This is a genomic window from Chitinimonas violaceus, from assembly GCF_052601015.1.
Map to the genome: position 1 here is coordinate 46,483 of NZ_JBQXDJ010000012.1, position 12,364 is coordinate 58,846.

Genomic DNA, 12,364 nt, shown 5'->3' on the forward strand with positions numbered 1-12,364 from the left:
GCGCTACTCCTAGGAAAATGATTCCAGCATCAGGAGCTTGGATGCCAGCGAGGCTTTTAGCCTGTTCAGATCGGTGGTACGCGGGATACTTTCACGTACCGCTGCAGCCCATATGGGGGAGGGGAAATGCGGGTCGTCCTGCCAGCGGGGGATAACGTGCCAATGAAGATGCGGCACAACATTGCCCAGACTGGCCAGATTGACTTTCTGTGGTTTCATTTCCACCCTCAGCACCTCTTCCACTGCCCACACGGCATTCATCAGGCTATTACGTTCATTGATGCTGAGCTCGGTCATCTCCGCAACATGTTGGTTGAGGATGACACGGCAAAAACCGGGATAACCGGGCTCATCAACCATTACTACACGATAGAGCGCTGATTGCCAGATCAGTTCACCACCGGCTTCGTTACAGAGTGGGCAAAGATTACTTGTCATGAGTAGAGATTGATTAAAGTATTACATTGTCATTGTGGTGGTTGGGGCTGACTTACTGCAAGCTGCTCCGACCGAGGGTGAAAAGGGAAATAATAACGCCCTGCAAAGGCAGGGCGTTATCGAAATCCGGACACTGGTGGATTGGATTGGCGCTTTATGTGCATAAAGCTTGAAAACAGGTGCTTACAAGAGAACCCTCTCAATCCCACCATTCCGTGCTGTCTCAACATATTGAGGCATCCAATCATCCCCCAGTATGTGCTTGGCAATTTCCACCACGATGTAATCGGCAGTCGTTCCCGCGTCGTCATCATAGCGGCTCAAGCCTTGCAAGCAGCTTGGGCAGGAAGTCAGGATCTTTACCTGGTCTTGGGTACCGGCGCGGGTATTGTCGGCGCCTTTACGCATTTCCTCTTCCTTTCGAAAGCGGACCTGGGTAGAGACATCGGGCCGGGAAGCCGCGAAGGTGCCTGACTCACCACAACAGCGTTCGTTCAGGTCCACTTGCTGGCCCATCAGCTCATTGGCCAGTTTGATCGGACTCATGGTTTTGATCGGCGTATGGCAAGGGTCGTGGTACATATAACGTGTGCCTGCCACGCCGTTCAGCTTCACGCCCTTTTCCAAGAGGTACTCGTGAATATCCAAGAGGCGGCAGCCCGGGAATATCTGCTCGAATTGGTATTTCTGCAGCTGGTCCATACAGGTACCGCAGCTGACGATGACCGTCTTGATATCGAGGTAGTTGAGTGTATTGGCCATACGGTGGAACAACACCCGGTTCTCGGTAGTGATCTGCTCGCCTTTGTCGGCGAAACCCCCCGAGGTTTGCGGATAACCACAGCATAGGTAGCCTGGTGGCAATACGGTCGTTGTACCGACGTGCCAAAGCATGGCCTGGGTGGCAAGACCCACCTGAGAGAACAATCTTTCTGAGCCGCAGCCGGGAAAGTAAAACACCGATTCGACATCTTCTGCCGCTAACTTGGGATTACGAATAACCGGGATGACAGTAGCGTCTTCCACGTCCAGCAACGCCCGGGCGGTTTTCTTTGGCAGGTTGCCCGGCATCTTCTTGTTGATGAAGTGGATAACCTGGGTCTTCATGGCAGGTTTGCCGACAGTCGCGGGTGGGTTTGCCGTCTGCGTCTTGGCGGCGACCTTGAGCACATCATGACCAAGGCGCTGCAGCTTGTAGCCAATCCCCATCATGCCGGCTCGCAGGGTCTTGATGGTGGTCGGGTCTTTGCTGGTCAGGAAAGCCATTGCCGCAGCAGTGCCAGGGTTGAACTTACGCTTGCCGGCACGGCGCAGGAAGTTGCGCATGGCGACTGAAACATCGCCAAAGTCGATCTTGACCGGACAAGGGTTGACGCACTTATGGCATACCGTGCAGTGGTCAGCCACATCGCCAAGCTCTTCGAAGTGCTTGAAGCTGACACCCCGCCGTGTCTGTTCTTCGTAAAGAAACGCCTCGGTCAATAGGCCAACGCCAAGAATCTTGTTACGCGGCGAATAAAGCAGGTTGGCGCGGGGTACATGAGTGGCGCAGACCGGTTTGCATTTGCCACAACGTAGGCAGTCCTTGATGCTGTCTGAGATTGCACCAAGGTCAGATTGCTCCAGGATCAGCGATTCAGCGCCAAGCAGACCAAACGAGGGAGTATAGGCATTACGCAGATCGGCAGCGGGCAGGAGTTTGCCTTTGTTGAAATTGCCCTTGGGGTCGACACGTTGCTTATAGGCGCGGAATGGGCCGATTTCGTCCTCAGTCAGAAATTCCAGCTTGGTGATGCCAATGCCGTGCTCGCCCGAGATAACGCCATTCAGGCTGCGGGCCAGCTCCATGATTCGTACCACCGCCTTATGGGCGGTTTGCAGCATCGCATAGTCGTCGGAATTCACAGGCAGGTTGGTATGCACATTACCGTCACCGGCATGCATATGCAGCGCAACGAAAACCCGGCCTTTGAGGGTTTTCTTGTGGATGGCGCGTACTGCTTCGCGGATCGGGGCGTCAGCTTCACCGGTGAACAGCGCATCCAATTCGGTCAGCAGTTCGCGCTTCCAGGAGATACGCAAGGCGAAGTCGCGCAGTGCATGGAATACTGACTGTGGTGGGTCGATTTCACTGGTGGCTTCCAGTGGAGCGTTGGGGTAAAGACTCGTGTATTTCTCGAAGGCGTTATCGAGATGATGAAGTATCCATGCCCAGCGCTGTTGCACTGTGGAAATGGTAGCCAGGGCGGCTTCACGCCTATCGCCGATCAACTCATCGTGGCTGATGCCGGCATCTTCATTTTCCAGCAGCAGGCGGCCTTCCTTGAAAAAGGCCTCCAGCCGTCCCAGAAGTTGCAGCTTGTTCTGGATCGACAGTTCGATGTTGATACGCTCGATACCGTCCGAATAGTCGCCAAGGCGGGGCAAGGGAATGACCACATCCTCGTTGATCTTAAAGGCATTGGTATGCCGGGCAATGGCGGCGGTTTTACTGCGGTCCAACCAGAACTTCTTACGTGCTTCCGGGGTGACAGCGATAAAGCCTTCGCCATGACGAGCGTTTGCCAGCCGCACAACTTGTGATGAGGCTTCGCCAACGGCGTGTTCGTTGTCCGAAACGATGTCAGCCAAAAGAACCATCTTCGGTCGGCCCTTGGACTTGGCTTTGGTGGCGTAGCCGACGGCACGCACGTAACGCCAGTCCAGATGTTCGAGGCCGGCCAGGATGGCATGCGGGTGGCTGTCGAGATAGTTTTTGATTTCGACAATGGCGGGGGTGGCTTGCGCCACGGTGCCGAAAAACTCCAGGCAGACAGTGCGGCTATGTGCCGGCAGGCGATGCAGAATAAAGCGTGCTGATGTGATGATGCCATCAGTACCTTCCTTTTGCACACCCGGTAAGCCAGCCAGAAACTTGTCGGTGACGTCCTTACCCAGGCCGACTTTACGGAACCGTGGGCCAGGGATATTCAGCGTTTCCTCGCTGATTGGCGTCTTGCCATCGGGTTGCAGCTTACGCACCTGGAATGTGGCCAGTTCAGCGTCGTGAATCTTGCCCCGGTTGTGGTTCAGGCGTTCGATAAATAACCAGTTGCCATCGGGGTCGACCATCTTCCAGGAAACGAGGTTATCGAGCGCAGTACCCCACAGCACCGCTTTCTTTCCACCGGCATTCATGGCGACATTGCCACCGATACAGCTGGCTTCAGCAGAAGTTGGGTCTACCGCAAATACCAGGCCGTGGGTTTCGGCAGCTTCCATGACCCGCTTGGTGACCACGCCCGCTCCACAATTGATCGTGGCGACTTTACCTTCTACGCCAGGCAGGTCGAGATACTCCACGCCATTGTGGCGGTCGAGTTTCTCCGTATTGATGACGGCTGACATCGGTGTCAATGGCACTGCACCACCCGTGTAACCGGTTCCGCCTCCACGGGGGATGATGGTCAGGCCCAATTCGATACAAGCCTTCACCAATCCGGCCATCTCGTCTTCATGATCCGGGTTCAACACCACAAAGGGATATTCCACACGCCAGTCGGTGGCATCGGTAACGTGGGAGACACGGGCCAATCCGTCGAAACAGATATTGTCCTTACGGGTGAGTCCACCTATCCGCTTCATGACCTTACGGCGCAGATTGGCAGTTTCAGGAAAGAAACGCTCGAAACTGTCCACAGCCTTGCGGGCGCGGTCCAACAGTTCCCCGACCTGGAGATTGTCGCCTCGGCGTGCTTCTACCTCCCGCAGGCGATGGCGCATGGCCTCGGTCAGCGCTTCCAGTCGCTTGGGATTATCGAGTAGGTCGTCTTGCAGGTAAGGGTTGCGCTGTACTACCCAGATGTCACCCAACACTTCGAACAGCATACGGGCGGAGCGGCCAGTCTTGCGTTCTGTGCGCAAGGTATCCAGCACCTGCCAACTGTCTTCGCCCAAGAGGCGCATGACGATTTCGCGGTCGGAAAACGAGGTGTAGTTGTAGGGTATTTCGCGCAGGCGGGGCGTGTCTGCCATGGTGGCGGGCGTCCAAAAACGGCTGAGATCGGGGGGATGATTTTAGCCGAAATGTTGCGCTGCATCGAACGTAATGACGACGTTCGTTTGTATGGGTACGGCCATTAAGTCTTATTAAAACAGGATTTTATCTGCACATGCACGGCTAGCCATCAATCGCAGTTTTGCCGTGGAATGGCAAGGCAGAGGGGGTTATCGTCACCGGGTTGGCAGAAGCCGGAGATTTTATGGTGCTTTACCAAGCGCTGCAGATGTTTGAAGCTTTTGCCTTGAACATAAAAGCCAAATCCATCGTTGAGTGACCATCTCACCCCCCCACCTGTTGAATCCCCTGCAGCACGGTTAAGGCAAAGATGGCTATCGTCGGATTTGTCGGTACTGGCTGCGGCTACGTTGATGTGTGGTGCAGGAAGGGCAGGGCTCTCGTTCAATGTTTGCGGTTCAGCAAGCGCGCGCAGAGTATCTACGGGGTGCCGGAAGATCGGTGAGATTACGCTCGCAGGTGTACGTTCGTCGCGTACAGGTGCTGCCTCGACTTTTAGATTGAGCACAGGTGGCCGTCGTGCCTTGCGAGGGCGTTTGTCCTTGTTACCGGCTTCTGCGTACATATTACAACTGAGGCAGAAGGCCAATAATGCTGTTGCCTGAAGAAAAATAAGCCGGCAGTACATGATCCTGGCTCTTTCAACGACGCGGACAGCAATTAGGTATGTGTTGACTGGCTGACTAAGTTGGTTCTTGACCCAGGTTTTACAAAAAACCTGTTGATGTTTTGCTTACGTATAGAACCGAACTTGGTTTAAAACCCTGCTCATCATACTTTTGCAGTTCCTGCGTGATGGTTGTGGTTAATCGGTTGTTACACCGATTACCAAGCAATCATCGTTCCTGATCCATTCTAAAACCCTAGGGTCCAAGCATGACCATCTAGACGTCTAATACGCCAGATGGTCAATTAGAATGAATCTAGGTCACAATGTTCATGCAAGAAACAGGCGGTAAGCCGGGTTGTCGCGCTCGTCGGTATAGTCGTAGCCAAGATCCGTCAGGAAGGTCTGCAAAGCGGCTTCTTCGGCTGGCGGCACTTGCATCCCCACCAATACTCGACCGAAGTCGGCACCATGGTTGCGATAGTGAAACAGGCTGATATTCCAGCCCTGGCCCATATGGGTGAGGAAATTCAGTAAAGCGCCTGGGCGTTCGGGGAACTCAAAGCGGTAGACCAGTTCGTGTTCGACCTGGGGGGCCCGTCCTCCAACCAGATGGCGGATGTGCAATTTGGCCATTTCATTGTCGGTGAGATCAAGCGCTTTCAGCCCAGCCGCGTTGAGCTGAGCCACCAGGGTCGAAGCCTCCTGGCGCGTGCTTATTTTTATACCGACAAAGATATGCGCTTCCTTAGGGTCCGCGGCGCGATAGTTGAATTCAGTGATGGCGCGGTTGCCGAGCTTTTCGCAAAAGGCTCGGAAGCTGCCGGGTTGCTCGGGGATGGTGACAGCCAGAACAGCCTCTCGCGCCTCGCCGATCTCTGCCCGCTCAGCAACATGGCGGAGTCGATCGAAGTTCATGTTTGCACCGCTGGCGACAGCGATCAGCGTCTTTTGCTGACAACCCTCACGCGCAGCCCACGCTTTTAGACCCGCTAGCGAAAGCGCACCGCTGGGTTCCAGAATCGAGCGGGTATCCTCAAATACATCTTTGATGGCGGCACACATGGCATCGGTATCTACCAGGATGATCTCATCGAGGTATTCGCGACAAAGACGGAAGGTTTCCTCCCCTACTTGTTTGACTGCCACACCATCAGCAAACAGGCCAACGTGTTCGAGCACCACCCGCTCACCGGCATCGAGTGAACGCTTCATGGCATCGCTGTCGACAGGCTCAACACCAATCACACGAATTTCCGGGCGAAGCCGCTTTACGTAAGCACTTAGTCCTGCAGCCAGTCCGCCACCTCCCACCGGTACGAAGATGGCATGGATAGGGTCGGGATGTTGGCGGAGGATTTCCATGCCAACGGTACCTTGACCTGCAATGACCGCCGGGTCATCGAAAGGGGAAACGTAGGTACCGCCAGTTTCCGTTACCAACTGCATAGCATGGGCATAGGCATCACTGTATGAGTCGCCATGCAAAACAACTTGCGCACCACGTCGTTTCACGCCGTCGATCTTGATGCTGGGAGTCGTTACCGGCATCACGATCGTGGCTTTGCAGCCCAGTTTCTGGGCTGACATGGCGACCCCTTGGGCATGATTACCCGCAGAGGCTGTGATGACACCCTTGTCACGAGCAGCTTGAGAAAGGCTGCACAGTTTGTTGTATGCGCCTCGCAGCTTGTAGGTGAAAACCGGCTGCATGTCTTCCCGCTTGATCAGCACCCGGTTGTTGATCCGATTGGCGAGGTTGGGCATCTCGTCCAGATCGGTTTCAATGGCGACATCGTAGACGCGGGCAGTGAGGATACGTTCGAGGTAATCAGGCGTGGACATGACTGTACGGCTTGCGTATTGGAGAAGGTGGGTAAACCTAGCAGGATTCGCCTTGGCAAGCGAGTTGCAGCTTAAATTGCGGATGGGCAAGAGCCTGCTTACGATCTGTTGTGAGCAGCTAGGTCTTGTTACGGGCTGCAACACCGATCAGCGCCACACCAAACAGGATAATGCACATACCTGTCAGCAGCGGCCAGCTGATGGCTTCACCAGCTAGCAACCAGCCAAGAAACAGCGCCACCATCGGGTTTACATAGCTGCTGCTGCCAGCCAAGGCTGGTCGCGTGTACCGCAACAGCCAGATAAAGGCTGAATAGGCAATGATAGAACCGAATAGGGCTAGATAAGCCAGTGCGGCGATGGCTTCAGGTTTGGGGGTATCGGGAAAGCGTTCTCCAGTCAGCAAGGCCAGAGGAAGTGAAACTAAGCCGCCGACCAGCATCTGGATAGTGGGTGACATAGTGCCGTCGGGCAAATCTAGTCTTGGAATGAGTACTGAAGCGGTTGCCCAGGCTATGCAGGCGATAATCATGAGTCCTACGCCTTGTGGATCTGCTGCGAGACCGGTATCGAGGTTCATCATCAGTACTCCCAACATACCTAGGCTGATTCCGCACCATTCCAAGAGCCGTGCCCGGTTACCCATGAACTGGCTCATCACTACTGTCAATAAAGGCGTAATGGCAACCATGAGCGCAGTGGCACCGGAGTCGAGCGTCTTCTCGGCAACGCATGTAAGGCCATTACCGACGGTGAGCATTAGAAAACCGATTAGGCCGGCATTGCAGACCTGCCGCCAATTTGGCCAAGCAGCACCCCGCCATTTGAGCCATGCAAGCAATATCCCCCCTGCGCATAGATAGCGAGTACCTGACAGTACATAGGGCGCGAAGCTGAGCAAAGCAAACTTGATGGCAAGGTAGGTGGACCCCCAGATCAGCCAAGTGGCGGCGAGGCAAAATGGGAGAAGCAGGTTAGGGCGGTGGGGCAACATAGCCGGCTAGGTTAGCATGCAGTGCTTCTGCCTACCTGTAGCAAGCGGTATAAATAATTATGCTACCCCGTAAATTCACTGCTCCCGATGCATTTTGGCGTTCAGCCAAGATTTTCAATCTATTCCGTGCTGCGATGGTGGTGGCGGTTATCGTGGCCAACTGGTCAATGTCGCCCAGCTCTATTTTTGATGTGGGTGATCGTACCAGTCTGAATTGGCTGTCGATGGCTTATCTTTGCCTGATTGCAGGGTATATCCTATGCCTGCGTTACCGATGGCCAGGTTTCAGAATATTGCTTGGTGTTCAGGTTGGTAGCGACATTCTGTTCATTGTCGGGGTGATGCATATCGGTGGTGGATTCCAGTCGGGCCTTGCGTTGATGCTACTGCCGTATCTGGCTGCGGCAGGCTTGATCAGCCGCGGAAGCACAACTCTGTTTCATGCTGCCATGGCCAGTCTTGCTTTGCTTGGCCAGCAGGCTTACCAGTACTACTTCGATGCAGGTAAAGCATCAGACTGGTTTCAAGTTGCCATGGTCTCCTCGGCTTGCTTTGCGACGGCTTGGTTGGCGCACCGATTGGCTAGCTATGCGACTGAATCTGAGCAACTTGCAGCGCGTAGAGGGAATGAGCTGGCCAATATGGCCCAGATTAATCGTCTGGTTATCCAGGATGTATCGGATGGGGTGGTGGTGCTGGATGAGCTGGGTGTCGTGCGCCAATTCAATCAGCAGGCAGAGCGCTTGTTAGGCCATGGGATGGTTGCGGGCCGAACGTTATTGCGGGAGTTCTCACCCGAGGTGGCGCGGGCTTTGGCTGGGTGGCGAGAGGGTGATTCAGCGTTGGCGCCTGATTCGAATAGCAACCAACGGGTTCGGCCGCGTTTTATGCCAGTACAGGTGGGGAGTTCGGCAACAGGTACGGTTGTTTTCCTGGAAGATATCGAACGGCTGCAGCGTGAGGCTCAGCAGATCAAGTTGGCTGCGTTGGGCCGGCTTACTGCGAATATCGCCCATGAAATACGGAATCCGCTTTCCGCGATCGGCCATGCTGCCCAACTTCTGGCTGAGGATGCGCAAGACCCCGCAACCCAACGGCTTACCCAAATTATTGGCGACAACACTAGGCGGCTTAATCGTATGGTGCAGGAGGTCTTGGATTTGAATCGGCGCGATCGGGCAGAACCGGTTGATATCCGGCTTCATGACTGGTTGACGCGTTTTGTGGAGGAATTCTGCGAAGTCGAGGGTATAAAGGTAATAGTTACATTGGACTGCCCGCAAGGCGCTTCAGCACGATTCGATGAGGGGCAGCTGCATCAGGTGATGTGGAACTTGTGCCGTAATGGATGGCGGTACTGCTCTCAGCAAGATGGCGCGCTAAGCTTAACAGTAGGGCCCCTGGGCGATGCATGGGCTATACAGGTACGAGATGATGGTGCAGGAGTGGCGTCCGACGATATGGTTAAGCTCTTCGAACCCTTCTTCACTACTGACGCAAAAGGTACCGGTCTCGGGCTATATATTGCGCGCGAAATTTGCGCTGGAAATGACAGCGTGCTGGAATATATACCTGTTTCACTTGGTGCTTGCTTTCGCATCACCTTTCCGAGCCGCCCTGCATGAGTAAAAAATCTTCTAAACCACTTCGTGTTCTCGTCGTCGATGATGAGCCCCATCTGCGCGAACTTGTCGAGCTGACCTTGTTGAAAATGGGGTTAGATGTTGAGTTGTCAGAAGGGGTTGCTGCTGCGATCGCTCGGCTGGACCAAGGGGGGATCGATCTGTGCCTGACGGATATGCGCATGCCCGATGGTAGTGGTCTGGACGTTGTTCGGCATATCGACCAGAAAGGTTACGACATCCCAGTCGCGGTCATCACAGCCTACGGTAGTCTCGATAATGCCGTGGAAGCCCTGAAAGCAGGGGCTTTTGATTATCTGGCAAAACCTGTGTCCTTAGACCAGCTACGTACGCTGGTACGTTCAGCGCTTGATCTGGACAAGCCTGCGTCGAGGGTGGTGCCCGGTACTGATAAAGCCTTTATCGGTGAATCTCCACCTATACGGGAAGCACTGGCATTGATCGATAAACTGGCCCGTAGTCAGGCGCCGGTTTACATCACGGGTGAGTCGGGCAGTGGTAAGGAAAGGGCAGCGCGGTTAATCCATGGACAGTCAGTCCGGGCTGATAAGCCCTTTGTGCCTGTCAACTGCGGTGCAATCCCAGAAAATCTCATGGAGAGCGAATTCTTCGGTTATAAGAAGGGTGCATTTACGGGCGCTGACAGTGAGCGGGATGGTTTCTTCCAGGCGGCGGATGGGGGGACCTTATTCTTGGATGAGGTGGCAGATCTGCCCTTGTCCATGCAGGTCAAGCTCTTGCGCGTCATACAAGAAAAGAAGGTACGTAAGATCGGCGATACACGTGAGATTGCCGTTGATGTACGCATCATCTGCGCTACCCATCAGGACCTTGCCAAGTGTGTTGATGAAGGCCGTTTCCGCCAGGACTTGTATTACAGGCTGAACGTGATTGAGCTGCGTATGCCTTCGCTGAGGGACATGCGCGAGGACATTCCGAATATTGTCCATGGCGTGCTCGAGCGATTGTCCGCACAGAATGGCATGAATGAGCCCAACCTTTCCCCTGAAGCGCTTTCGGCGTTAGTTGCCTATGACTTCGCAGGCAATGTGCGCGAACTGGAAAATATCCTTGAGCGTGCGTTGGCGCTGTGTGATGGGCGCGTCATCAACCTCGATGACCTACAGCTAAAACGGGTTGATGTGGAAGATATGCCTGTTGACCGTGGCGAAATCGGCTTGCTGCAGGACTATCTTGATCAGGTTGAAAAGGAAGCTATTCTCTCGGCACTCGACAAAACACGCTTCAATAGGACGCAGGCCGCCAAACTATTGGGTGTGACCTTCCGCTCGTTACGCTATCGAATGGAGCGGCTGGGGATTAATTAGCGCAAGTAATGCTAGGTAATAAAAAAGCCCCAATGATGGGGCTTTTTTATTACCTACGATGGGACGATCAGAAGAAAGCCTAGTGTAAAGAACAGGCCAAAGTAAATTCCGGTTTCTGCGCTTCAGCTTGCAGACAGCTGTTCGTAACGCATCGCAAGCAGGTTCCTAGTTACCATAACGGCGTTGAGCCTCCACTGCCAATCCTGCGCCAATGCTGCCGAATAGATCACCTTCTACTGTACGGGCAGTAGGCAGCAGTGCAGCGATACTTTGGCGTAATAGGGGGATGCCGCTGGAGCCACCAGTAAAGAAAACCGTATCGATTTGTTCGGTCGAGAGGGAGGCATCCTGGAGTAACTGCTGGACTGTTCCTGAGACGCCATCGACCAAATGGTTGACCGCCGTATCAAAGTCACTGCGCTCAATGTCGTGCTGCAGCCCTTGATGGATACGATCCAGGGACAAAGTCACAGAGGGCATGGACGACAATCCGATCTTGGCTTCTTCAGCACGTAGGGCCAGCCAGTGGCCTTCGCGGTGTTCGATCAGTCGTAGCAAGCGGTCCAGCTTGTCCTGTTCCCGTGCATCCCGGTAGACGTCTTGCAACTCCATCCAGATCTTGCGTGTGTAGTTGAAGTTGATGGTGTGCCAAGTGGCCAGATTGAAGTAATAGCTGGAAGGGACTTCTGAGTTGTTTTGCAACCGGGTTTTGTAACCCAGCAATGGCATGATGGTATTCAGACTGAGATATTTGTCGAAGTCAGTACCGCCAATATGAATGCCACCATTTGCTAGGAGATCGTCTTGTCGGTTGGGCAGGCTCGCTCGCTTGGGTGAAAGCCTGACCAGCGAGAAGTCGGAAGTACCCCCACCGATATCGACAATCAACACCAATTCTTCGTTGGTAATACCTTGCTCGTAGTGAAATGCTGCTGCAATCGGTTCGAATTGGAAGCTGACTTCCTTGAAGCCGATGGCCCGGGCGGTTTCTTCCAGAGTGCGTTGGGCTTGTTGGTCGGCAGCTTGGTTATCGTCAACAAAATGAACCGGACGGCCAAACACTGCGGTATCAAAATTTCGGCCAGCACTGGCTTCTGCGCGTTTTTTCAGCTCCCCGATAAAGTGGGTCAGCAGTTCGCGGAACGGTAAGGCACGACCCATTACTTCAGTTTGACCATCGATCAAACTGGAACCCAGCAGGCTCTTCAACGAGCGCATCAACCGGCCCTCATAGCCTTCCAGGTAGTCATCCAACCCGGCACGGCCATAGCTGATTCTGTCTTCCTCTGCATTGAAGAAAACGACGGAGGGCAGGGTGGTTTTGCCATCCTCCAATGCCAATAAAGGCGATTGACCCGGACGCAACCAGCCAGCGGTGGAGTTGGATGTACCAAAATCGATGCCGCAGGCGCGGGCTGAGATGGTGGGAGAGGACATCGAAGGACTCCGACG

The 12,364-nt window shown here is 54.3% G+C and carries 8 protein-coding genes; 2 read left to right on the forward strand and 6 right to left on the reverse strand.

Going from position 1 to position 12,364, the window contains the following annotated elements; genetic code table 11:
* Positions 1 to 9: 9 nt before the first annotated feature.
* The 5 genes from ACUHMQ_RS06325 to yedA all read right to left on the reverse strand — a co-directional run bounded on the left by ACUHMQ_RS06325 (position 10) and on the right by yedA (position 7,941).
* Positions 10 to 438, reverse strand: a complete 429-nt coding sequence (locus ACUHMQ_RS06325; RefSeq protein ID WP_445294606.1) for an HIT family protein — start codon at positions 436 to 438, stop codon at positions 10 to 12.
* A gap of 183 nt (positions 439 to 621) precedes the next feature.
* Positions 622 to 4,452 carry a DUF3683 domain-containing protein gene (locus ACUHMQ_RS06330; RefSeq protein WP_445294607.1) on the reverse strand — a complete coding sequence of 1,277 codons (3,831 nt, stop codon included), beginning with the start codon at positions 4,450 to 4,452 and terminating at the stop codon, positions 622 to 624.
* A 152-nt stretch (positions 4,453 to 4,604) separates the two neighbouring features.
* Positions 4,605 to 5,060, reverse strand: a complete 456-nt coding sequence (locus ACUHMQ_RS06335) for a hypothetical protein (protein WP_445294608.1) — start codon at positions 5,058 to 5,060, stop codon at positions 4,605 to 4,607.
* A gap of 372 nt (positions 5,061 to 5,432) precedes the next feature.
* Positions 5,433 to 6,947 (reverse strand): threonine ammonia-lyase, biosynthetic, encoded by a 1,515-nt coding sequence (ilvA, locus tag ACUHMQ_RS06340; protein ID WP_445294609.1) that lies wholly within the window; start codon positions 6,945 to 6,947, stop codon positions 5,433 to 5,435.
* A 118-nt stretch (positions 6,948 to 7,065) separates the two neighbouring features.
* Entirely contained in the window at positions 7,066 to 7,941 is an 876-nt protein-coding gene (yedA, locus tag ACUHMQ_RS06345; protein ID WP_445294610.1) for a drug/metabolite exporter YedA, read from the reverse strand.
* Between the two features lie 59 nt (positions 7,942 to 8,000).
* On the opposite strand from yedA, the gene ACUHMQ_RS06350 reads away from it, so the two are divergent.
* Complete coding sequence (locus ACUHMQ_RS06350; protein WP_445294611.1) at positions 8,001 to 9,566, forward strand: two-component system sensor histidine kinase NtrB; 1,566 nt, start codon at positions 8,001 to 8,003, stop codon at positions 9,564 to 9,566.
* On the forward strand, positions 9,563 to 10,912 hold the full coding sequence (locus tag ACUHMQ_RS06355; RefSeq protein WP_445294612.1) for a sigma-54-dependent transcriptional regulator: 1,350 nt from the start codon (positions 9,563 to 9,565) through the stop codon (positions 10,910 to 10,912). The genes ACUHMQ_RS06350 and ACUHMQ_RS06355 overlap by 4 nt, the downstream gene beginning before the upstream one ends.
* Before the next feature lie 165 nt (positions 10,913 to 11,077).
* Here the strand turns inward: ACUHMQ_RS06355 and ACUHMQ_RS06360 are convergent, their stop codons facing one another.
* Positions 11,078 to 12,349, reverse strand: a complete 1,272-nt coding sequence (locus tag ACUHMQ_RS06360; protein WP_445294613.1) for an Hsp70 family protein — start codon at positions 12,347 to 12,349, stop codon at positions 11,078 to 11,080.
* Between the last annotated feature and the right edge of the window lie 15 nt (positions 12,350 to 12,364).